The sequence below is a fragment of the Eubacterium limosum genome, from assembly GCF_000807675.2.
In the GTDB taxonomy this organism is placed as follows: Bacteria; Bacillota; Clostridia; order Eubacteriales; family Eubacteriaceae; genus Eubacterium; species Eubacterium limosum.
The window spans coordinates 1,366,266-1,388,093 of record NZ_CP019962.1 but is presented as its reverse complement, the minus strand read 5'-3'; the positions used below and the strand labels follow the sequence as shown (position 1 = coordinate 1,388,093).

Here is a 21,828-nt window from a genome sequence, read left to right as displayed (position 1 = left end):
TTACCCTTAAAGCATCGTGAGTATCTCAGGCGCTTCTTTGCCTGTAATGTAAATTGTATTTTCATAGTGAGCGGATAAGGAACCATCCGCAGTCACAACGGTCCAGTCGTTCGCTAAAAGTTTTACGTTGTAAGTCCCCACATCGACCATCGGCTCGATGGCAAGGCACATTCCCTGACGCAATCTAGGCCCGTGACCGGGTTTACCGTAGTTTGGAATGGGCGGATCTTCGTGCATTTCGCGTCCGATGCCATGTCCCACATAGTCCCTTACCACTGAGAACCCGTTTGCTTCCACAACTTCTTGTATCGCATGGGAGATGTCTGACAGGCGGTAACCTTCTCGGGCATACTCGATGCCCTTAAAGAAGGACTCTCTGGTTACATCAATGAGTCGCTGCGCTTCCTCGGAGATTTTACCGACCGCATGGGTTCTGGCCGCGTCGCCGACGTAACCGTCCAACGTCGCGCCGAGATCCACGGCGATAATGTCTCCTTCCTTTAACCTGCGGTTCCCGGGAATGCCGTGAACCACTTCTTCGTTAACGGAAGCACAGATGGAATTTGGGAAGCCCTGGTAACCCAGGAAGGTTGGGTACGCACCCTGTTCCCGGATAAACTTTTCAGCGATCCGGTCCAGATCCAGGGTTGTCATACCCGGTTTTATTTTTGATTGAATGAGCTCGTGGCACTCGGCAACAATTCTGCCGGCGCGCCGCATCGCTTCAACCTCGTTTTGTGATTTTATGGTAATCATATTACCGGGCACCACCAAGCGCAACTTTGATCGCTTCTGCAACTTCTGCAGGAGACTGGGTACCGTCGATGGTCACCAGTTTACCCAACTTGTCGTAATAGCCTACTAAAGGAGCGGATTCTTCTTCGTATACGTCAATACGGGTTTTTACCGTTTCCGGTTTATCGTCATCTCTCTGGATTAAGGCTGTCCCGTCATTGTCACAGATACCTTCGGTCTTTGGTGCGTTGTACCGGATGTGGTAGGTCGCGCCGCATGCTGGGCAGCTGCGTCTTCCGGTGATCCGGTCAACCAGGATGTCTGAAGGAACGGAAATGTTCACAGCGAAGTCCAATGGATGACCCATTTTTTCGTTAAATGCTTTCAGTGCTTCTGCCTGTGCGACGGTTCTTGGGAAACCATCGAGCAGGTAACCATTTTTACAATCGTCTCTTTCGATCCGGTCTTCTACCAATGCGATGACAAGTTCGTCCGGCACCAGTTTCCCGGCGTCCATATAGGACTGTGCCTTGACTCCGAGCGGTGTTTTATTTTTTAAATTTTCTCTGAAAAGATCTCCAGTGGAAATATGAGGAATGGCATAGGCATTCGCGATGCCCTTTGCCTGTGTACCTTTTCCAGCACCCGGAGGTCCTAATAATACAACTCTCATTTTCTTATCTCCGTTTTTACTATTTTAAAAATCCTTGATAATTCCGCATGGTCATTTCTGACTCGATTTGTTTAACGGTTTCCAGTGCAACACCAACGATGATCAGTAAGCTTGTACCGCCGAACTGTAAGCTGACGCCGCCCATAAAATTCCCGATGATGATTGGAATGATCGCAATCAACGCGAGGAAAATCCCACCGAAAAGGGTCAGGCGGTTCATAATACGGGATAAATACTCAACGGTTGGCTTACCTGGTCTTATACCGGGCACATAACCCCCTTGTTTCTTGATGTTATCTGCAATATCGAATGGATTGAAGGTAACAGCTGTATAGAAATAGGTAAACGCTACAATTAAAACGATATAAATAATGGTTGTTACCGGTGCGCCCCAAGCAAAGTATTTAGATATCCAGGCTGAGAAGCCGGAGTTCGGGAAAAACTGTGCTAAAGTTGCCGGGAAGAGGGTTAAGGAACTGGCGAAAATGATGGGGATAACGCCTGCCATATTCACGCGGAGCGGAATGTGGGTGCTTTGTCCGCCGTACATTTTACGTCCGACCACTCTCTTTGCATACTGGACAGGTATTTTACGTTGTCCTTCGGTAACGGCCACAACGGCAACCGTTGCGACGATGATGCCGATGAGGAGTAAAATAACCGCAATAATCGACATGGTTCCGACCTGTACATATTCATAAATCTGTACGATCGCACTTGGAATTCTGGAGATGATACTGATAAAGATAATCAGTGAAATCCCATTGCCAATGCCGTTTTCTGTGATCTGTTCGCCTAAGAACATCAGGAAGGTTGTTCCTGCTGTAATACAGAGCACAACAACGAAAATGGTAAAGGCATTCTTTTCGGTTAATAGTCCACCATAGGATAAACTCATCCCCAAGGCTTGGATAATTGCCAGTACAATGGTTAAATAACGGGTGTACTGGGCAATTTTTTTACGTCCTTCTTCGCCTTCTTTTTGTAATCTTTCTAATGCTGGTATGGCAAATGCTAGAAGATTCATGATGATGGATGCATTGATGTAAGGGGTGATGCTCATGGCAAAAATCGTAAAATTACCAAAGTTCCCCCCGGAAATGATGTTAAACAATCCAAAAATTCCGCCATCATTAACAAGGTTCGCAAGCTGCGCGGTGTCAATGTAAGGGACGGGAATAAAAGAACCCAGACGATAAACGAACAAAAGCGCGATCGTATAGATCATCTTGCGTCGTAAATCCGGAATTCTCCATGCATCCTTCAAAGTAGAAATCATCTAAATCACCTCTACCTTTCCTCCTCGGGCAAGGATTTTTTCTTCAGCAGACTTGCTGACTTTGTTCGCTTTAACGGTTAAAGCTTTTTCCAAATCCCCTTCACCCAAAATTTTTACACCAGCTTTTAATTTGCGAATGAAACCATATTCTAATAATAACTCAGGTGTTACTACAGTATTTTCTTCAAAAGCGTTTAATTCGCCAACATTTACGATGGCGTATTCTTTTTTGAAACGATAGTTTGAGAAACCACGTTTTGGCAGTCTGCGAGCCAGTGGCATCTGACCACCTTCAAAGCCCGGACGTACGCCGCCGCCTGAACGTGATTTTTGGCCGTCCTGACCTCTGCCGGCAGTTTTACCCTGTCCGGTTGCGGTACCGCGGCCTTTACGCTTGGTATCTTTCTTAGAGCCTTCTGCAGGTCTTAAGGTATGTAATCTCATCGTACACCTCCTATACTTCTTCAACGTCGAGCATGAAATCTGTTTTGTGGATCATGCCGCGAATCTGAGGGGTGTCATCATGAACAACAGTCTGTCCGATTTTCTTAAGACCCAGGGCTTCAATCGTCTTACGCTGTCTCTGATTGCGACCGATGATGCTTTTCTTAAGTGTGATTTTTAATTGTTTCGCCACGATGAACGCCTCCTAACCTAAAATTTCTTCAGGTGTTTTGCCGCGTTTGGCTGCTACTTCTTCAAGAGTGGTTAAACGCGCTAACCCTTCCATTGTAGCGTTGACCATATTGCGGGCATTATTAGTTCCTAAAGATTTCGTTCTGATATCTTTAATTCCGGCCAATTCGCATACAGCACGAACAGCGCCGCCGGCGATAACACCGGTACCAGGTCCGGCAGGTTTTAAGAGCACTTTGCCGGCGCCATCTTCGCCCTGTACTAAATGCGGAATGGTTGTTCCAACAAGTGGTACTTTGATTAATGATTTTTTAGCGGATTCGATACCCTTGCGGATGGCGTCTGGAATTTCCATTGCTTTCCCTTTGCCGACACCTACATAGCCGTTTCCGTCTCCAACAATCACTAAACAACTGAATCTAAAGTTACGACCACCTTTTACAACCTTGGTTACACGGTTGATGGTAACAACTCTTTCCTGTAAATCCAATGTGTTCGGATCAATTTTATTACTCTGCATCAAGCGACCTCCTTTACTTAGAATTTTAATCCGGCTTCACGCGCGCCGTCTGCTAATTCTTTTACTCTTCCAGTGTAGATATAACCGCCTCTGTCAAATACGACATCTTCAATGCCCGCTGCCAGTGCTTTTTTGGCAATGGCTTCGCCGACCATTTTTGCAGCGGCTTTTCCGCCACCTTTTTCGATCTGGTCTCTCAGATCTTTGTCAAGGGTGGAAGCAGAAACCAAGGTGACGCCTTTCGCATCATCAATGATCTGTGCGTACATATTTTTATTGCTTCTGAATACGTTCAGACGAGGTCTTTCATTTGTTCCGGCAATTTTTTTGCGGACTCTCAAATGTTTTCTCAAACGCAATTCGTTTTTATTGATTTTTTTAATCATTCAGATTCACTCCTTTTTCTTACCTGTCGGGCATAGCCGTTAATGATTAACCAGTTTTACCAACTTTACGACGGATATGTTCGTCCGCGTACTTAACACCATGTCCCTTGTAAGGTTCAGGCAATCTCTTTGCACGGATATTGGCAGCATGTGCGCCAACGGCTTCCTTGCTGATGCCTTTGACAATTACTTTAGTCTGTCCATCACAAACGGTCTCAACGCCTTCAGGATCTTCCATTTCGACAGGATGGGAATATCCAAGGTTCATGACCAGTTTGTTGCCTTTCTTTTCAGCTCTGTAACCAACACCACTGATTTCAAGGACTTTTTCAAATCCGCTGTTGACGCCGGTTACCATGTTGGCGATCAGCGCACGGGTTAAGCCGTGTAAGGATTTGTGCTCTTTATTTTCAGATGGTCTTTTAACGATCACTTCGTTATCTTCAATTTCGATAATCATATCAGGATGGAACTCTCTAACCAGTTGACCTTTAGGCCCTTTTACAGTTAAGGTATGTCCATCTAATTTGACTTCGACACCAGCGGGAATGGCAACTGGAGCTTTACCGATTCTTGACATTTTCGTATACCTCCTGTTAATTTGTTACCAGACGTAACAGATTACTTCGCCGCCTACGCCGGCTCTTCTAGCTTCTTTATCGGTTAAAACGCCCTTAGATGTAGAAATGATTGCTACACCCAGTCCGTTTAATACTTTTGGGATTTCGTTGTTCCCAGCATAAACACGCAGGCCTGGTTTTGAAATTCTCTTTAAACCAGCAATAACCTTGCTCTTGTTTTCGCCGTATTTAAGTGTGATTTTGATAATGCCCTGTTTGTCATCATCAATGAAATCTACTTTATTGATATAACCTTCTTCCAAAAGAATTTCAGCGATCGCTTTCTTTTCTTTGGAAGCCGGCATTTCTACAGTTTTGTGACCTGCATTGTTTGCATTTCTGATTCTTGTCAGCATATCTGCAATTGGATCAGTCATTGTCATGCTTAGTGCCTCCTTTTCGTTTGTGTAAGCCGTACTTACCAGCTGGCTTTACGAACACCAGGAATTTCTCCCTTATAAGCCAATTCTCTAAAACAAATTCTGCAGATACCAAACTTTCTTAAGTAAGCATGTGGTCTCCCGCAAATCCGACAACGGTTGTATTCACGTGACGAATATTTTTGTTTTTTCTGCTGTTTTTCTTTCATTGCTTTTTTAGCCATTGTAACGAGCCTCCTTATTTAGCATACGGTAAGCCGAGTAAGCTTAACAGTTCGTGCGCTTCCTCGTCAGTTTTAGCCGTGGTTACGAACATAATGTCCATCCCTCTGATCTGTTCTACTTTATCGTAGTCAATTTCAGGGAAGATTAACTGTTCCTTGATACCGAATGCGTAGTTGCCTCTGCCGTCAAAAGACTTGTTGGATAAACCTCTGAAGTCTCTTACGCGAGGGAGAGCGATGTTAAACAGCTTGTCGCAGAATTCGTACATTCTGTCGCTTCTTAAGGTCACTTTAGCGCCGACATTCTGTCCTTCTCTTACCTTAAAGTTTGCAACTGACTTTTTAGCCTTGGTAACGATCGGTCTCTGGCCGGCGATGATGCCTAAGTCAATAACCGCAGCTTCCAGAGCCTTTGAATTATCTTTACAGTCCCCTAAACCCATGTTGATTACAACCTTTTCCAGTTTAGGAACTTCCATTACATTTTTATACTGAAATTTCTCTTTCAAAGCCGGTACGACTTCGTTGAGATACTTATCTTGCATTCTAGCCATAATGTGCCTCCTTCCCCAGATTAGTTATCGAGAACCTGTCCGCATTTCTTGCAGACTCTTACTTTTTTACCATCTTCTGTGATCTGTACGCCGGTACGAACGCCGCGGCCGCATTTATCACAGTTTAACAATACGTTAGAAGCGTCAATCTTGCCTTCTTCGCGGATAATACCACCCTGCTGCATTGCCTGGGATGGTTTTTTGTGCTTGGTCAGAATGTTGACACCTTCGACACGTACTTTTCCTTCATCAGGGAAAGCTGCTAAAACCTTACCGGTTTTGCCTTTATCTTTACCAGAAATTACCTGGACAATATCATCTTTTTTTACATGCATCTTGTTAGCCATATGGTCACCTCCTAATTAAAGTACTTCAGGAGCCAAAGATACAATTTTCATATACTTCTTGTCTCTTAACTCTCTCGCAACAGGTCCGAAGATACGGGTTCCTCTTGGATTTTTATCATCTTTTATCAAAACAGCTGCGTTCTGGTCAAATTTGATATAGCTTCCGTCATCACGGCGTACACCGCGTTTTGAGCGAACAACAACCGCTTTTACAACGTCACCTTTTTTAACGTCTCCGCCAGGAGCAGCACTTTTTACAGCGCATACAATCACGTCGCCAATGTTGGCATAACGTCTTCCTGAACCACCGAGAACTCGGATGCATAACAATTCCTTTGCACCGGTATTATCAGCAACTTTCAATCTACTTTCTTGTTGAATCATCCGAAATACCTCCTTCCGGGCATTAAATCTTATAATGCCTTTTCTACTATTTCAACTAATCTCCAGCGTTTATCTTTACTAAGTGGTCTTGTTTCCATGATTTTAACGGTATCGCCAATGCCACATTCGTTATTTTCATCATGAGCTTTAAACTTAACTGTATTCTTAACTCTTTTCTTGTAAAGAGGATGTTTTACAAAAGTTTCTACGGCAACAACAATGGTTTTGTCCATTTTGTCACTGACGACGCGACCAACACGGGTTTTTCTATCATTACGTTCCATCAGCTAAACCTCCTGTTTTTACGCTTCAGCCGATTTTGCTTCACGTTCCTGCATAATCGTCTTGATACGTGCGTATGTTTTCTTTACTTCTTTAATCCGCATCGGATTTTCTAATTGTCCGGTAGCGTGCTGGAAACGCAGGTTGAATAATTCTTCCTTTAAATCTCCAAGCTTGCCTTCTAATTCTACGTTAGTTAATTCTCTTAATTCATTTGCTTTCATACTTATTCACCCACTTCTTCCTGTGCTGCACGAGTGATAAACTTGGTTTTGATCGGCAGCTTGTGCTGAGCAAGACGCATCGCTTCTCTTGCGACATCTTCAGGAATACCTGAGATTTCGAATAATACGCGGCCTGGTTTTACAACGGCCACCCAGTATTCTGGAGCCCCTTTACCGGAACCCATACGCGTTTCGGCTGGTTTGGCAGTAACCGGTTTGTCCGGGAAAATCTTGATCCAAACCTTACCACCTCTTTTGATATATCTGGTCATGGCAACACGGGCAGCTTCAATCTGATTGGCTGTGATCCATGCTGGTTCCAGGGCCTGGATCGCGTAATCACCGTAGGTGATTTTGTTACCGCGGGTAGCCTGGCCTTTCATACGACCTCTATGTACTCTTCTACGTTTAACACGTTTCGGCATTAACATATTGTATGTCCTCCTCTCTTAGTTTGCTTCTTTTCTAGGAGCTTTACGACGGTTATTGTTTCTTTTGCCTCTGGAATCTTCTTCCTCACTGACGGCTAAGATGTTTTCACGTCCTGTTAAGATTTCACCTTTGTTGACCCAAACCTTGATGCCTAATTTGCCATAGGTTGTGTCGGCTTCAGCAAAACCGTAGTCGATATTGGCACGCAGGGTCTGCATTGGCACATTCCCCTGAGCGTAACCTTCTGTACGGGCCATTTCAGCACCGTTCAGACGGCCAGCAACCATGGTTTTGATGCCCTTAGCGCCTGCGCGCATGGTGCGCTGCATGCACTGTTTCATCGCACGGCGGAAAGAAATTCTTCTTTCTAACTGACCTGCAATGTTTTCAGCGATTAACTGAGCATCCATATCGATGTTCTTAACTTCTACAATATTGATGAAGACTGTTTTGCCAGTCATTTTTTCAAGTTCTAATCTCAGCGCTTCAATACCAGCACCGCCCTTGCCGATGATCATGCCGGGTTTAGCAGTATGAATGTGGATTTTAATCTTGTTACCGAAACGTTCGATAACGATTTTGGAAATGCCCGCCTGGAATTGGCTGGCCTTGATGTATTTACGAATATCGTGATCTTCAATTAAGCAATCTGCAAAATCTCTGTCATTTGCATACCATTTTGCATTCCAGTCTTTAATCACGCCCACACGTAAGCCGTGTGCATTAACTTTTTGACCCAAACCTGATTCCTCCTATTCCTGTACTTCGTATTCTTTTAAAACAGCTGTGATGTGGGAAGTTCTCTTCTTAATTGGAAAAGCACGTCCCTGCGGGCCAGCTTTGTATCTTTTCAAGGTTGGTCCCTGATCGGCGTAGATCTGATCGATGTACAATTTTTCAGGATCCATGTTATGGTTATTTTCCGCGTTTGCTAAGGCAGATTTTACGACTTTTTCAGTGATTTTCGCGGCTTTGTTCGGTGTTAAAGCCAAAATACTTAAGGCTTCTCCGAGGCTTTTACCTCTGATCAAATCAGCCACTAATTTAGCCTTTCTGGATGAAACACGTACATATTTAGCTGTAGCTCTTGCTTCCACTTTGCACCCTCCTTTTGGCTATTTCATTTTTGTTTTCTTTTCGCCGGCATGGCCTCTGTAGGTTCTTGTGGGCGCAAACTCGCCGAGTTTGTGACCAACCATGTCTTCAGTGACATATACAGGCACATGCTTTCTACCGTCATGAACAGCGATGGTGTGTCCAACCATCTGTGGGAATAAAGTGGAGCTTCTTGACCAAGTCTTCAGCACGTTCTTTTCGCCTTTTTCGTTCATTTCTTCTATTCTTTTAAGCAGCTTTTCGCTGACGTAAGGTCCTTTTTTTACAGATCGACTCATATTTTAACCTCCTATGCTTATTTCACGTTACGACGACGTACGATATATTTATCGGAAGGTTTATTCTTCTTACGTGTCTTATAACCAAGTGCCGGTTTACCCCAAGGCGTAACTGGGCCAGAGCGGCCAACCGGAGCACGGCCTTCACCACCACCGTGTGGATGGTCATTCGGGTTCATAACAGAACCACGAACCGTTGGGCGGATACCCATGTGGCGTTTACGGCCCGCTTTACCAATGCGGACATTCTGGTGGTCTAAGTTACCAACAGTACCGACGGTAGCGCGGCATTCCAGGCGCACCTGGCGCATTTCACCAGATGGCAGACGCAGTGTCGCGTAGTTGCCTTCCTTGGCCATCAGCTGAGCGGAAGCACCGGCAGAACGAACCATCTGGCCGCCTTTGCCTGCTTTTAATTCGATGTTGTGTACCAGGGTACCAACAGGGATGTTCTTCAGCGGTAAGCAGTTACCAATGGTAATGTCTGCTTCAGGACCAGAGACGATGGTGTCGCCAACCTTTAATTTTAAAGGCGCGATGATGTAACGTTTTTCCCCATCAACATAGTGGATCAGCGCGATGTTGGAGCTGCGGTTCGGATCGTATTCGATACCGGCAACCTTGCCCGGCACACCGTCTTTATTTCTCTTGAAGTCAATGATTCTGTATTTTCTCTTGGCTCCGCCACCCTGGTGTCTTACGGTGATACGACCGTAGTTGTTACGACCAGCTTTGGATTTTAAAGGAGTCAATAAGGATTTTTCTGGTTCTTTTTTTGTTACTTCGTCAAATGTATTGACGCTCATATTTCTGCGTCCAGGGGACGTCGGTTTGTATTTTTTAATACCCATTATTCGCAAACCTCCTGTAGTGTTAAATGCTTATCGGGTCTTAGGCTTATACGCCTTCGAAGAATTCAATGGCCTTGCTGTCTTCAGTCAGTTTAACGATGGCTTTTTTCCAGTTTTTTCTTCTGCCTTCGAAACGGCCCATTCTCTTCATTTTACCGTTCATGTTCATGGTCGCAACTTTTTCGACCTTCACATCGAAGATTTCTTCAACGGCATTTTTGATTTCGATTTTGTTCGCATTCTTAGCGACTTCGAAAGTATATCGGTTGAATTCACTATCATCCATGCTCTTTTCAGTGATCAGCGGACGAATGATAATATCGCGAGGATTCTTCATTATGCATATACCTCCTCAATTTTTTCTAAAGCGTCCTTGGTCATGACCAGAACGTCGTATTTTAACATGTCATAAACATTCAGTTCGCTGACCGTTGTGGTCGCTACTTTCTGGATGTTGTTTGCAGAACGGACAACCGCGTCGTCCTTTTCCATGGTTACGATCAGAGCCTTCGGCGCGTTAATCGCGCTTAAGATGCCGACCATTTCCTTGGTCTTCGGCGCATCCATTGTCAGCTGATCCAAAACTCTTAATTCGTTGTCCTGAGCTTTCGCTGAGAAAACAGAACGCATGGCCAGATTACGAACCTTTTTGTTAACCTTCTTGCTGTAATCTCTGGATTTCGGAGCGAAGATCACGCCGCCGCCAATCCATAACGGAGAACGGCTTGTGCCGGCACGGGCGCGGCCAGTTCCTTTTTGTCTCCAAGGCTTTCTGCCGCCGCCTCTGACCTCGGAACGGGTTAAGGTGCCTTTAGTGCCCTGACGTTTATTTGCAAGCAGTGCTACGACTACTTCATGTACAACCGGTTCGTTGGGTTCGATCCCGAAAACTCTTTCGCTGAGTTCCACGTCACCAACGACATTTCCTTTTACATCTAAGATGTCCATTTTTGGCATTTGAATTCCTCCTTTCAAGCTAAGATATTCTATGCTTTAACGCTGCTTTTGATGGAAACCAGTGAGCCTCTAGGACCGGGAACAGCACCCTTAATGAGCAGAATATTGTCTTCTGCAGAAACCTGAACAACTTCCAGATTTAAAGCAGTAACATTCTTATTCCCCATCTGACCTGGTAAGTTCTTACCCTTCATAACGCGGGCCGGGTAAGCGGAAGCACCCATGGAGCCTGGGCTTCTGTGGTACTTGGAACCATGAGCCATCGGTCCTCTGGACTGGCCGTGACGTTTGATAACGCCCTGGAAACCCTTACCTTTGGATTTGCCGGAGATATCAACCTTGTCGCCTGCTTCAAACATGTCAGCCTTGATGACCTGTCCTGTTTCAAAAGCATCGTAATCGTCTAATTTAAATTCACGGATGACTTTTTTATATTCAACGCCGTGTTTGTCATAATGACCTTTTAAAGGTTTGGTTACTCTTTTTTCCTTCACATCGCCGTAAGCGAGCTGAACTGCTTCGTAACCGTCAACGTCCATATTTTTCTTCTGGACGACAACACATGGACCCGCTTCCACAACAGTAACCGGAATAACCGTACCGTTTTCTGTGAAAATCTGAGTCATACCAATTTTCTTGCCGATAATTGCTTTTTTCAATTTTTTCCTCCTATATCATTGGATCGCCGGGCGATCATAATATTGTGTGTGGTTGACTAAAATTATAATTTAATTTCGATATCAACGCCTGCTGGCAGGTTTAAACGCATTAAGGCGTCTACTGTTTTCGGTGTCGGATTTAAGATGTCGATCAGGCGTTTGTGTGTGCGCATTTCGAACTGTTCTCTGGAATCCTTGTACTTGTGAACCGCTCTTAAAATCGTGATGATTTCCTTGTCAGTCGGAAGCGGAATAGGGCCAGAAACACTCGCACCTGTTCTCTTCGCTGTTTCAACGATTTTTTCAGCTGATTGATCCAGTAACTGATGATCAAAAGCCTTGAGTCTGATTCTAATTTTTTGTTTTGCCATACCTAAATTTACCTCCTTGTATGTTTTTTGCAATAGCATTTAGGTACGTCAACCGCCTTGTCAACTCAGCCGGGTGTTTCATTCTAAGACTTTTAAAAAAAGCGGCCTGAAACAGCCGGTTTCAAGGGGTTGTCGTCCGATTCTGTGATCGTGACATACTCCATGGGAATTACCTGAATTAGTAACAGCAACTTCCCATCTCATCGCAGATAGTCAACCTTGTCTATTATACATGCCAAGACGCCGGGATGCAAGCTTTTTAAGGAAATAAACATCTTTTTTTTAGTGCGCCGTGAAAAGACGTTTACATTTAAGAAAGTTTTAAGAAATAACACTTCCGCACAGTAACGCGTCCCCAGGCTCCAGACCCCAGAAGTTCATAACGCAAAAATCAGGCGGCGGCCAATGTGTTATGAGAAAAGGCCAGAACCCGCATAAACACAGGGTTTCAGCCCCCCCAAAAGTCATAAAGCCATAACGCACATAACCCGGGCCGTTTTAGTAAATGAAAAATGGAGAATTAAAGTACAAGTCTGCCTCAGGCCGATTTGACGAAATGCGGCCTGAGGCCAGCAACATATCAAAAGCCTCAAGAGACGAAGCCTTTTACCTAAGGAAGAAAAAAGCGGTCTGCGGGCACCACACTCACAATAATATCATCTTTACGAAAGTGAACACCTTATCTCTCCAGTGTCCGGCGCATTCGATAAAGCGGTACGATTCCGGACCGTCACCCATAGCGCCTGGACCTTTTTTCTTATCTGGATAAAAGGCGCAGTCTCAGCCGATTTGACAAAATGCGGCCTGCGGTCCTACCAACATGTCAAAAGCCTCAAGAGACGAAGCCTTTTACCTAAGGAAGAAAAAAGTGGTCTGCGGGCACTGCGCTCACAATAATATCTTCTTTACGAAAGTGAACACCTTCTCTCTCCAGTGTCCGGCGCATCCGATAAAGCGGTACGATTCCGGACCCTCACCCACAGCGCCTGGACCTTTTTTCTTATCTGGATAAAAGGCGCAGTCTCAGCCGATTTGACGAAATGTGGCCTGCGGTCCTACCAACATGTCAAAAGCCTCAAGAGACGAAGCCTTTTACCTAAGGAAGAAAAAAGCGGTCTGCGGGCACTGCGCTCACAATAATATCTTCTTTACGAAAGTAAACACCTTCTCTCTCCAGTGTCCGGCGCATCCGATAAAGCGGTACGATTCCAGACCGTCACCTACAGCGCCTGGACCTTTTTTCTTATCTGGATAAAAGGCGCAGTCTCAGACCGCAGCACTTCTTTACAACTTGAAACTGCCGCTGCCGCCCTCTCAATCGCCTGAGCCAAAGGCGAAAGCGTTCCTGAATTTTCCATTCTCCATTATAGCCCTCACCCGCTGCCCCTTTCTGCGGCTGAAAACGCACAGGGTTATGTGCGTTATGGCTTTATGACTTTTTTGTGCTCTCAAGCCCTTTGTTTATGCGGGTTCCAGCCCTTTCTCATAACGCATGGGCCGCTGTCTGATTTTTGCGTTATGAACCGCCCGGGCACTGTGGTATAATAAAAACACCTTATCATCAAAGGAGATCATCATGTTTTCAAATTTAACCCTACGAAAAATCATCGCCTACGGCTCTGAGGATTACGACCAGGCCCTTGCCCTCCGGGACCGGCTGCTGCGGAAACCCCTGGGTCTGAGCCTTTATGACGAAGACCTGAGCGACGAAAAAAATAATTATCACCTCGGCATCTTCAGAGGCCCTGAGCTGGCTGCGGTGCTGGTGCTCATCCCAAGGGACAGCACCACCCTCCAGATGCGCCAGGTGGCTGTGGATACCGCCCTGCAGGGGCAGCACCTCGGCGCAAGGCTCATCGCCTTTGCCGAAAGCTTTGCCGCCACCCAGGGCTTTACCCGCATTGTTCTCAACGCGCGGCAGACCGCCGAGGCCTTTTACCGCAAGCAGGGGTACACGTCCGTGGGCGAGCCCTTTGTGGAGCTCGGGATCGGGCATGTGAGGATGGAGAAAAAAATAAAAAAGGATCAGGCTTAGCGATAAGCCCGATCCTTTTAATTTTTAATTAATTTCTAAATTGGTTTACAAATTATTTCAAAAATCCTGTTCATCCTTTCGGATGATTTTTGAAAAATTTGCATTAGCTTCGTTGCCAGACGCATTCGCCTCACGGCTCAACCACTGCGTCCTACCAAATTTCGTAGAAATTTGGACTCAGCGTCAGTCTGTGATAATCTTAGCAACGGCTCCGGAACCAACGGTACGGCCGCCTTCACGGATCGCGAAACGTAAACCTTCTTCGATCGCGATTGGGGTGATCAATGTGATTTCCATTTCTACGTTGTCCCCTGGCATAACCATTTCAACGCCTTCTGGCAGTTTGATATTACCGGTTACGTCGGTTGTTCTGAAGTAGAACTGTGGTCTGTAGCCATCGAAGAATGGGGTATGACGGCCGCCTTCTTCTTTGGTCAGAACGTATACCTGGGCGGTGAAGTGGGTGTGTGGGTGGATGGAGCCTGGTTTTGCCAGTACCTGTCCACGTTCGATCATGGTACGGTCGATCCCACGCAGTAACGCGCCGATGTTGTCGCCTGAACGGCCTTCATCTAACAGCTTACGGAACATTTCAATCCCGGTTACAACGGTTTTCTTAATTTCGTGGATCCCAACGATTTCTACTTCGTCCCCTACGTGTACGATCCCGCGTTCAACTCTACCGGTTGCTACGGTACCACGGCCGGTGATGGAGAATACGTCTTCCACTGGCATTAAGAATGGTTTGTCGGTGTCGCGTTCTGGTTCTGGGATGTATGCGTCAACTTCTTTCATCAGTTCAACGATCTTGTCGCCCCATTCGCCGTCTGGATCTTCTAATGCTTTTAAAGCGGATCCTACGACGATTGGTGTGTCATCTCCTGGGAATTCGTATTCGTCTAACAGTTCACGAACTTCCATTTCGACCAGTTCTAATAATTCTTCATCGTCTACCATGTCGGCTTTGTTTAAGAATACGATGATGTAAGGTACGCCTACCTGGCGGCTTAACAGGATGTGTTCACGGGTCTGCGGCATTGGGCCGTCGGCTGCGGATACAACTAAGATCGCGCCGTCCATCTGGGCTGCGCCGGTGATCATGTTTTTAACGTAGTCGGCATGGCCCGGGCAGTCAACGTGCGCGTAGTGGCGTGCGTCGGTTTCATATTCAACGTGGGCGGTTGAGATGGTGATGCCACGTTCTCTTTCTTCTGGTGCTTTATCGATGTTGTCGAAAGCTACAGCTTCACCGGTTCCGAAACGTTTGTTTAATACGGTGGTGATTGCAGCGGTTAATGTTGTTTTACCGTGGTCAACGTGACCGATGGTACCAATGTTAACATGTGGTTTGGATCTTTCAAATTTTTCTTTAGCCATTTTGTTATCTCCTTAAAGATTATAAATTAATTTAAATAGATACGATTTGATGCGCGCCGTTTTTTCCATATTCTGGACGGCTTCACTCAGCATATTATACAATAGCATCCGGGGGGTTTCAAGCTTTTTTGTTCCAAAACTTAAATAAAATTGGGATAAAAAAAATAAGCCGGAAGCATCCGGCTTAAAATTCGATTGATTGCTGGCAGACTATGCCAGGCAGACGTTCTTAGCCTGCAGGCCGCGCGGGCCCTGTTCGGTGTCAAAGGTTACTTTGTCGCCGTCATTTAAGGTCTTGAAGCCATCGCCAACGATGGATGAGAAGTGTACGAATACGTCGTCACCGTCTTCTCTTGAGATGAAACCAAAACCCTTATCGCCATTAAACCATTTAACTGTACCATTATTCATTGTGGTACCTCCTAGAAATTATATTATATTCGCAATCGTAAAATAAAAAAACACATATTTTTGCAAACCCTCTTGTCACCAAGCTTACATTGAACTTAAGTAGACAAAAACGACTTGCAAAAATATGTGAAATCAATTGATACTCTCTTAAATACACTCTTAGTATAACCCACCCGACGCCCTTTGTCAAATCACCTTAAGTAAATGCCTTTTTCCTTAAGAAAGAAAAAGCGTCCTGCGGGCACTGCCCCGCAAGGATATCTTCTTCACTAAAGTGGATGCCTGATCCCGCCAGTGTCCGGCTATCCCTATCGCGCGGCAAAATTCCTGTCCGTTTACCCCAGCGTCTGGATCTTTTTTGTTATCTGGATAAAAGGCGCAGTCTCTCAAGTTTTTGACACGCTGAAGAAAGCCCCGGCCTGCGGTGGCCGGGGCTTTCTGAGAGAAAATTGGGAGAGTGAATTGTTCGTTAAAATAAGAGGTCTGTGTGTTCAGAAATATTTATACCCGGCGTCTGCCCTTTTTAAACACAGACCTGCGCTTTTCTCCCAATCCATTTATCAAAGGCATTTTATCCCTGGTCACAGACCGCAACCCAACAGCTCACACAGTCTCCCTCGGAGCTCTCCAGGCCTTTGCTTTCTTCTTATTCATCACCTCTCAATGGCCTGTTGTTATCTCTGGTTTTTCAGCAGAGCAAGCGTCCCAAAGGACAGGACGCCCAGGACTGCCAAAAAGCCTAAAAAGTAATTGCCTTCATTACCAGTCGTCGGGTTCTTGCCGGATGTATCTGTCTTGTCCTGAATATTTCCAGCGCTGTTATTGTCTGCTCCTGCCGTCCCATTGCCTCCTGTGGCATGATTACCGTTATCTTCTCTGCTCCATGATGCCCATAACGTCATGTTGCCGGTCACCGCATCTTTATCAAAATTCCAGTAAACAGGCTTGCCGTCAGCATCCAGATGGCTGTACCATCCATTAAAGACATAACCATCCTTTACCGGGTTGTCCGGCTTAACTGAAATTTTGCCGCCTTCGGACACCGTCAGTTTAAACCAGTCCTTATATTCCGTTCCGTTTTCCGAATCAAATACAACGAGGTAAGCCTTGTTCCACACTGCCCATAACGTCATGTTTTCGTCCCCGACCGGGCGGTTAAAATCCCAGAGCAGAGGCTTTCCATTTTCATCATACGCGTATGCCCATCCTCCGAAGACGTATCCTTCACGCTGCGGATCGGCGGGGATGTCTGTCACTTTGTCCCCGGGTTTGACAACTGTTTTATAAAAATCCGGATACTCTGTCGTTCCGTCATCCGGGTCAAAGGCAACGATGGTTCCATTTTCCCAGACTGCCCATAAGGTAGTATTTTCACTCACGACATCGGTCTCAAAGTTCCATAACATTGGGCTGCCGCCTTCACCGTATGCGTACGCCCATCCCTCAAAAACAAACCCTTCCTTCTGAGGATCGGTAGGCTGATCCGTTATTTTTCCGCCCTCTGGAACGGTTACCTTATACCAGTCACTGTAGCCCGTCCCATTTTCCGGGTCAAATACGACCTGGCAGGTTTTTCCCCAGACCGCCCATAAAGTGGTGTTTTCACTCACAACATCCGTCTCAAAGTTCCACAACATTGGGCTGCCGTCTTCTTCATATGCGTATGCCCATCCCTCAAAAACAAACCCTTCCTTTTGGGGATCGGCGGGCCTATCTGTTATCTTTCCGCCCTCCGGTACGGTCACCTTATGCCAGTCCTTGTAGCTGCTCCCATCCTCGGGGTCAAACACAACCTGATAGGAGGTGGGGCTGTCCGTGGCGGCCTGGGCCACCGTAAAGGGCGAAAAGCCTAAAAGCAGAATCAGGCAGGCCAGCAGATACAGTGAACCCGTTATCTTAGTGGAATTTCTTTGTTTCATTTAATTTCTCCTTTAAAAAATATCATTTAACAACGCCGCTGTCTTCATAAACAAGAATATTTAAAAGACATTCTTTTCTGATAATCGTCCTTAAATCATACTGTCTTTTGCCTGTAACCGCAATTCCCAAAAAAACTTGTCACGCCGAAAATGTGACATCGGTGTGATTTTTTGTGAAATGTTCACACTCTGCTCTTAGTTTGTGTCTTTGCACCCATTTAGTCTTGCCCTAACCCATGCCAGTCTGTGATCTCCTGTTTCCCGGATAAGCAGCGGAAAGCCTGCCCAAACAGAAAATTGGCAAGAAAAAACCGGTCGCCAAAATAGACGACCGGCATAAAAAAAGCAGCTTCTAAAAGCTGCTTAAATCTCTGTGTATGGAGCCCTTGTCCGGATTCGAACCGGAGACCCCCACCTTACCATGGTGGTGCTCTACCTACTGAGCTACAAGGGCATGTATAAAGGATCGTAGATTCCTTAGCAATTCGATTATCCTTATCGGATAATTGCTTCGTCATCTGCGTTAGTTTTGTTGCCGTGCGCCCGCTAACGCTCCATGCGCACTACCAAATTTACTCCGTAAATTTGGACAAAACGTTGGTGGGGAGAGATGGATTCGAACCATCGTAGACTCAGTCAACGGATTTACAGTCCGCCCCCTTTAGCCACTCGGGCATCTCCCCATAGAAGGATCACAAATGCTTCGGAAATTATATAACTATTCAATAGAATTTCCGTGTCATTTGCGTTTGTCTCGTTACCGCACGCTCTATGCGTGCTGCCAAATTCGCTTCGCAAATTCGGACTCAACATCGACAGCTTCTATATGATACTCTATTCTGATAGGATAGTCAAGGGGTTTTATTAAAATTTTTAGATTTTTTTTCGGATACGCTGGATCGCGTTGTCCACAGCCTTTTTCGACCGGCCGATCTTATCGCTGATCTCCTGGTGGGACGCGCCCTTCAGGTAAAAATAAAGCACCTGCTTTTCCAGCTCTGAGAGCTCACTCTTAGCCACCTGGCTGAAATGCTCGACAGCCTCACGGGTCACCAGCTCCTCATCAGGGTCCAGCGCCGCGGTGGAGGCCACCAGATCCAGCAGCGTGGTCTCCGGATCGTCCTCTGAAATGGGTGAATACAGGGAGACCGTATCGCCCATTGGGCTGTGCTTCGGCCGTTTCGCTTTTGTGACCACACTTTTTATACGGTTTTCCACACACAGGCCGGCAAAGGTTTTAAAGCTTGTACCCCGGTCCTCACGGTAATCCCAGATCGCGCCCAGCAGTGCGATCATGCCCTCCTGGATCAGATCCTCCTGGTCGCCGCCGATGTAGTAAAAAGGCCGGGCCTTCTGCGTCACCACACAGCGGTATTTTTCCACAATGGTCACCACTGCTTCCTTATCGCCGCCCTGGGCTTTTTTCACAAGTTCCAGATCCTTGTCCATCAATCCTCCACATTTCCTTTTCTCAGTTCTTTCATAACGGACAGCACCTCGTCGTCCATGTAATCCTCCAGCTTGTTGCGGGTACCGCTCTCATTCTGGCGGTACTGCTTTCTGACCTGCTTCGCGCTCTCAGCCATGGCCTGAATCAGTTCGCGGGACGGCACCCGCTCCCCGCCGTTTGCCAGCACCACACGCTGGAGTGTATAGTCCGAGGTAACCACTTTGACCGTGTAGGGCCTGGGCAGGCTGAATACCAGTTTTTCAATATAGGTGTCGGCGGTTTTGTTTTTTTCGGTAAAGACCACCTTGATGCGTCCCCGTATCTCCTCGCGCCGCGAGGCGTTTTCCTGGGAATAGGCGTCAAAAACCAAAACCGTCTCATAGCCCATCAGCCCGCTGTAGCTGTTCAGCTGCTCGATCAGATCCTCCCGGGCCTCCTCCAGGCTAAAATCGGTCAGCCCTTTCATCTCAGCCAAATGGTGGATCACATTGTAGCCGTCGACAATCAGATAGGTTTTCAATTTTGACACCTCCCTTCATTCTGCATAATCCTGCGCTCCGCCGCGGTACGGTTCAAAGCAGACCGCCCCTACTGGTGGCGCTGTCTGGCCGCCTCGCTCAGGATAATGGCCGCTGCGGCCGACGCGTTAAAAGAATCAATATCGCCGTAAAGCGGAATCGAAACACTGTAATCACACTGTTTTTTCACATTGGGGCTGATGCCCTTGCCCTCGTTGCCGATGATAATGGCCAGCTTGCCCTTAAAATCGTTTTTGTAGTAAGGCGCGCCGTCCATATCCGCTGCCATGATCCAGAAGCCCTTTGCCTTGAGCTCATCAATGCACTGGGTCAGGTTTCCGACCTTGACAATGGGAGTATGGGCCACCGCGCCCGAGGATGCCTTGACCGATACGGCTGTCAGGCTCGCCGACCGGCGTTTTGGAATAATGACCCCGTGTACCCCGCAGAGGTTGGCGCTTCTGATAATCGCGCCCAGGTTGTGCGGATCGGTCAGGTGGTCTAAGATCACCACAAGGGGTTCCTCACCCTTAGCGTCTGCCTTTGCCAGCACATCCTCGATGCTGCTGTAGGGAAAGGGCGCCATCATCGCTGCCACGCCCTGGTGCGGCTGTCCGTCCGCCAGCCCCTCCAGCTTGACCTTCTCAACGCTCTGGACCACAATACCCCGCTTGCGTGCCTTTTCGGCAATGTCGCCCAGCACATGGTCTTTGTTATCCTTGAGGATCAGAAGCTTATCCATCTGCTGTTCTGAGCGAAGCGCTTCCATCACGGGGTTTTTGCCCACGATCACAAAGCTGTCGTCCCCTTCATCGTCCTGTCTGCGCGTGTCGCGCCGCTTCAGGTCCGCCCGGTGATAGCTTTCCTTTTTCTGTTCCCGCCCACGGTCATTCCGTGGCTTTTTACGATCATTCTTTTTCATTTTGTACCTGCTTATTTTTATTTTATTTTAACATTGAATCATTAATGCTGGATTAAACATCTCTCACGACCGGTAAAATCTACCGGTCGTCCTCTGCCTCCTCGCGCCGCTTTCTGGGCGGCAGCGGGCCGAAATACTGGTAAAAATAGGTTTTGATGGTGCTGTTGTAGAGCTTGCGGTTTTTCGTGGCTTTTTTGCCGAAATAACGCTCAAATTCCGGATAGCCGGTGATAATAAAGTAGGACCAGTCCTCCAGGCCTGAAAACGCCTCGCCCATGTCGCGGTAGAGTGCCTGAATCTCCTTTTCCTGACCGATGCGCTCGCCGTAGGGCGGATTGGTGACAATGACCCCGTAGCGTCTTTTGGTGGCGACGGACTGCACGGGCATCTTCTCGAAGGCCACATAGCCACTCACGCCAGCCAGCTCTGCGTTGATACGCGCCTGCTTCAGCGCCGCCGGGTCAATGTCAGACCCCAGAAGGCGGAATTCACGGTCATTGACAGCCGCATGGGCATTTTCCCGCGCTTCCTCCCACAGTCGGGCTGGTATCGCCGGCCATTCCTCAGAAGCAAAGTTCCGTTTTAACCCCGGCGCGATGTTTTTCCCCATCAAGGCCGCCTCGATGACAATGGTTCCAGAGCCGCATAGCGGGTCAAGGAAAACACGGTGGGGCTGCCAGCGCGACAGATAAACCAGTGCCGCGGCAATGGTTTCCTTGAGCGGCGCCTCATTGCCGTACTGTCTGTAGCCGCGCTTGTTCAGGCCAGAGCCGCTGGTGTCAATGGACAAAACCACCTCATCTTTCAAAATCTGGATGTGGATGGGATAATTACCTTCGGTTTCCTCAAACCAGCCCACATTGTAGACTTTTTTCAGCCGCTCAACCACTGCCTTTTTCACAATCCGCTGTCCGTCCGATTTGCTGAAAAGCTTGGATTTTACGCTGGTGATCTTGGCCGCTGGAAAGACCCCCTTCACCGGAATCCAGTCCTCCCAGGGCAGCGCCTTGGTTTTTTCAAAGAGCGTATCAAAGGTTTCCGCCCGAAACTGCCCCATTTTCAGCAGAACCCGGTCTGCGCACCGCAGCCATAAATTGGATTCCGGAATGGCTGAAAGAGGACCGGTGTAATAAACCCGCCCGTTTTCAACCGCCTCGATCTCATAACCCAGGCGTTTAATTTCATCCTTTACCACGCTCTCCAGCCCAAAAGCTGTCGTCGCGATCAGATGTACTTGTCTGTTCATAATTTTCCTTACCGTTCATTTATTTTTTGCATTAAAACTGAG

Annotated in this window: 32 protein-coding genes and 2 tRNA genes; 1 reads left to right on the top strand and 33 read right to left on the bottom strand. The window is 47.0% G+C overall.

Features of this window, described 5'->3' with window-relative positions; all coding sequences use genetic code 11:
• Window positions 1–6: 6 nt before the first annotated feature.
• The 24 genes from map to rpsJ all read right to left on the bottom strand — a co-directional run bounded on the left by map (window position 7) and on the right by rpsJ (window position 11,908).
• The gene (gene map / locus B2M23_RS06435) at window positions 7–756 is read right to left on the bottom strand and encodes a type I methionyl aminopeptidase (protein ID WP_038354263.1); all 750 of its coding nucleotides are present in this window, start codon (window positions 754–756) and stop codon (window positions 7–9) included.
• Between the two features lies 1 nt (window position 757).
• A complete protein-coding gene (locus B2M23_RS06430; protein WP_038354264.1) occupies window positions 758–1,408 on the bottom strand; it encodes an adenylate kinase in 651 nt (216 codons plus the stop codon).
• Between the two features lie 19 nt (window positions 1,409–1,427).
• A complete protein-coding gene (gene secY, locus B2M23_RS06425; protein WP_038354265.1) occupies window positions 1,428–2,687 on the bottom strand; it encodes a preprotein translocase subunit SecY in 1,260 nt (419 codons plus the stop codon).
• Window positions 2,688–3,131, bottom strand: a complete 444-nt coding sequence (gene rplO, locus B2M23_RS06420) for a 50S ribosomal protein L15 (RefSeq protein WP_013382267.1) — start codon at window positions 3,129–3,131, stop codon at window positions 2,688–2,690.
• Window positions 3,132–3,141: 10 nt separating this feature from the next.
• Complete coding sequence (gene rpmD, locus B2M23_RS06415; protein ID WP_013382268.1) at window positions 3,142–3,324, bottom strand: 50S ribosomal protein L30; 183 nt, start codon at window positions 3,322–3,324, stop codon at window positions 3,142–3,144.
• A gap of 12 nt (window positions 3,325–3,336) precedes the next feature.
• Window positions 3,337–3,843: a 30S ribosomal protein S5 gene (gene rpsE, locus B2M23_RS06410; protein ID WP_038354266.1), complete on the bottom strand. Its 507-nt coding sequence runs from the start codon at window positions 3,841–3,843 to the stop codon at window positions 3,337–3,339.
• 17 nt (window positions 3,844–3,860) lie between these two features.
• The gene (gene rplR, locus B2M23_RS06405; protein ID WP_013382270.1) at window positions 3,861–4,229 is read right to left on the bottom strand and encodes a 50S ribosomal protein L18; all 369 of its coding nucleotides are present in this window, start codon (window positions 4,227–4,229) and stop codon (window positions 3,861–3,863) included.
• 46 nt (window positions 4,230–4,275) lie between these two features.
• Window positions 4,276–4,809: a 50S ribosomal protein L6 gene (gene rplF / locus B2M23_RS06400; RefSeq protein ID WP_013382271.1), complete on the bottom strand. Its 534-nt coding sequence runs from the start codon at window positions 4,807–4,809 to the stop codon at window positions 4,276–4,278.
• A 24-nt stretch (window positions 4,810–4,833) separates the two neighbouring features.
• Window positions 4,834–5,232, bottom strand: a complete 399-nt coding sequence (gene rpsH / locus B2M23_RS06395) for a 30S ribosomal protein S8 (RefSeq protein WP_013382272.1) — start codon at window positions 5,230–5,232, stop codon at window positions 4,834–4,836.
• Between the two features lie 35 nt (window positions 5,233–5,267).
• Window positions 5,268–5,453 carry a type Z 30S ribosomal protein S14 gene (locus tag B2M23_RS06390; RefSeq protein WP_013382273.1) on the bottom strand — a complete coding sequence of 62 codons (186 nt, stop codon included), beginning with the start codon at window positions 5,451–5,453 and terminating at the stop codon, window positions 5,268–5,270.
• 14 nt (window positions 5,454–5,467) lie between these two features.
• Window positions 5,468–6,007, bottom strand: a complete 540-nt coding sequence (gene rplE / locus B2M23_RS06385; protein ID WP_038354267.1) for a 50S ribosomal protein L5 — start codon at window positions 6,005–6,007, stop codon at window positions 5,468–5,470.
• 20 nt (window positions 6,008–6,027) lie between these two features.
• Entirely contained in the window at window positions 6,028–6,354 is a 327-nt protein-coding gene (rplX, locus tag B2M23_RS06380) for a 50S ribosomal protein L24 (RefSeq protein WP_013382275.1), read from the bottom strand.
• 15 nt (window positions 6,355–6,369) lie between these two features.
• Complete coding sequence (gene rplN / locus B2M23_RS06375) at window positions 6,370–6,738, bottom strand: 50S ribosomal protein L14 (RefSeq protein WP_013382276.1); 369 nt, start codon at window positions 6,736–6,738, stop codon at window positions 6,370–6,372.
• A gap of 29 nt (window positions 6,739–6,767) precedes the next feature.
• Window positions 6,768–7,025: a 30S ribosomal protein S17 gene (rpsQ, locus tag B2M23_RS06370; RefSeq protein WP_176731170.1), complete on the bottom strand. Its 258-nt coding sequence runs from the start codon at window positions 7,023–7,025 to the stop codon at window positions 6,768–6,770.
• Between the two features lie 15 nt (window positions 7,026–7,040).
• Window positions 7,041–7,244, bottom strand: coding sequence for a 50S ribosomal protein L29 (rpmC, locus tag B2M23_RS06365; protein ID WP_013382278.1), 204 nt, complete (start codon window positions 7,242–7,244; stop codon window positions 7,041–7,043).
• A 2-nt stretch (window positions 7,245–7,246) separates the two neighbouring features.
• Window positions 7,247–7,675, bottom strand: coding sequence for a 50S ribosomal protein L16 (rplP, locus tag B2M23_RS06360; RefSeq protein WP_013382279.1), 429 nt, complete (start codon window positions 7,673–7,675; stop codon window positions 7,247–7,249).
• Between the two features lie 18 nt (window positions 7,676–7,693).
• Window positions 7,694–8,416 carry a 30S ribosomal protein S3 gene (gene rpsC, locus B2M23_RS06355; protein ID WP_038354268.1) on the bottom strand — a complete coding sequence of 241 codons (723 nt, stop codon included), beginning with the start codon at window positions 8,414–8,416 and terminating at the stop codon, window positions 7,694–7,696.
• A gap of 12 nt (window positions 8,417–8,428) precedes the next feature.
• A complete protein-coding gene (gene rplV / locus B2M23_RS06350) occupies window positions 8,429–8,773 on the bottom strand; it encodes a 50S ribosomal protein L22 (protein ID WP_013382281.1) in 345 nt (114 codons plus the stop codon).
• An 18-nt stretch (window positions 8,774–8,791) separates the two neighbouring features.
• Complete coding sequence (rpsS, locus tag B2M23_RS06345) at window positions 8,792–9,070, bottom strand: 30S ribosomal protein S19 (protein WP_013382282.1); 279 nt, start codon at window positions 9,068–9,070, stop codon at window positions 8,792–8,794.
• A 17-nt stretch (window positions 9,071–9,087) separates the two neighbouring features.
• Window positions 9,088–9,921, bottom strand: a complete 834-nt coding sequence (gene rplB, locus B2M23_RS06340; protein WP_038354269.1) for a 50S ribosomal protein L2 — start codon at window positions 9,919–9,921, stop codon at window positions 9,088–9,090.
• A 46-nt stretch (window positions 9,922–9,967) separates the two neighbouring features.
• Window positions 9,968–10,258 (bottom strand): 50S ribosomal protein L23, encoded by a 291-nt coding sequence (gene rplW, locus B2M23_RS06335; protein ID WP_013382284.1) that lies wholly within the window; start codon window positions 10,256–10,258, stop codon window positions 9,968–9,970.
• A complete protein-coding gene (gene rplD, locus B2M23_RS06330) occupies window positions 10,258–10,878 on the bottom strand; it encodes a 50S ribosomal protein L4 (protein ID WP_038354270.1) in 621 nt (206 codons plus the stop codon). The genes rplW and rplD overlap by 1 nt, the downstream gene beginning before the upstream one ends.
• Window positions 10,879–10,907: 29 nt before the next feature.
• A complete protein-coding gene (gene rplC / locus B2M23_RS06325) occupies window positions 10,908–11,537 on the bottom strand; it encodes a 50S ribosomal protein L3 (RefSeq protein ID WP_038354271.1) in 630 nt (209 codons plus the stop codon).
• 62 nt (window positions 11,538–11,599) lie between these two features.
• Window positions 11,600–11,908, bottom strand: a complete 309-nt coding sequence (rpsJ, locus tag B2M23_RS06320; protein ID WP_013382287.1) for a 30S ribosomal protein S10 — start codon at window positions 11,906–11,908, stop codon at window positions 11,600–11,602.
• A 1,576-nt stretch (window positions 11,909–13,484) separates the two neighbouring features.
• Between rpsJ and B2M23_RS06315 the strand changes: the two genes are divergently transcribed.
• Window positions 13,485–13,943 carry a GNAT family N-acetyltransferase gene (locus B2M23_RS06315; RefSeq protein ID WP_038354272.1) on the top strand — a complete coding sequence of 153 codons (459 nt, stop codon included), beginning with the start codon at window positions 13,485–13,487 and terminating at the stop codon, window positions 13,941–13,943.
• Window positions 13,944–14,126: 183 nt separating this feature from the next.
• Here B2M23_RS06315 and tuf read toward each other — a convergent pair whose 3' ends face one another.
• From tuf to B2M23_RS06270, 9 genes are all read right to left on the bottom strand, one after another.
• Window positions 14,127–15,320: an elongation factor Tu gene (tuf, locus tag B2M23_RS06310; protein ID WP_081571111.1), complete on the bottom strand. Its 1,194-nt coding sequence runs from the start codon at window positions 15,318–15,320 to the stop codon at window positions 14,127–14,129.
• 210 nt (window positions 15,321–15,530) lie between these two features.
• A complete protein-coding gene (locus B2M23_RS06305) occupies window positions 15,531–15,731 on the bottom strand; it encodes a cold-shock protein (protein WP_038352544.1) in 201 nt (66 codons plus the stop codon).
• A 674-nt stretch (window positions 15,732–16,405) separates the two neighbouring features.
• Entirely contained in the window at window positions 16,406–17,650 is a 1,245-nt protein-coding gene (locus B2M23_RS06300) for an InlB B-repeat-containing protein (RefSeq protein WP_038352543.1), read from the bottom strand.
• 378 nt (window positions 17,651–18,028) lie between these two features.
• Window positions 18,029–18,104: transfer RNA gene (locus B2M23_RS06295), tRNA-Thr, on the bottom strand.
• A gap of 144 nt (window positions 18,105–18,248) precedes the next feature.
• Window positions 18,249–18,333: transfer RNA gene (locus tag B2M23_RS06290), tRNA-Tyr, on the bottom strand.
• Window positions 18,334–18,523: 190 nt separating this feature from the next.
• A complete protein-coding gene (locus tag B2M23_RS06285; RefSeq protein WP_038352542.1) occupies window positions 18,524–19,099 on the bottom strand; it encodes a sigma-70 family RNA polymerase sigma factor in 576 nt (191 codons plus the stop codon).
• Entirely contained in the window at window positions 19,099–19,629 is a 531-nt protein-coding gene (locus tag B2M23_RS06280; RefSeq protein WP_038352541.1) for an NYN domain-containing protein, read from the bottom strand. Before B2M23_RS06280 ends, B2M23_RS06285 begins: the two co-directional genes overlap by 1 nt.
• A gap of 59 nt (window positions 19,630–19,688) precedes the next feature.
• On the bottom strand, window positions 19,689–20,540 hold the full coding sequence (rlmB, locus tag B2M23_RS06275) for a 23S rRNA (guanosine(2251)-2'-O)-methyltransferase RlmB (RefSeq protein ID WP_038352540.1): 852 nt from the start codon (window positions 20,538–20,540) through the stop codon (window positions 19,689–19,691).
• A 79-nt stretch (window positions 20,541–20,619) separates the two neighbouring features.
• Window positions 20,620–21,786 (bottom strand): THUMP domain-containing class I SAM-dependent RNA methyltransferase, encoded by a 1,167-nt coding sequence (locus B2M23_RS06270; protein ID WP_038352539.1) that lies wholly within the window; start codon window positions 21,784–21,786, stop codon window positions 20,620–20,622.
• Window positions 21,787–21,828 lie beyond the last annotated feature (42 nt).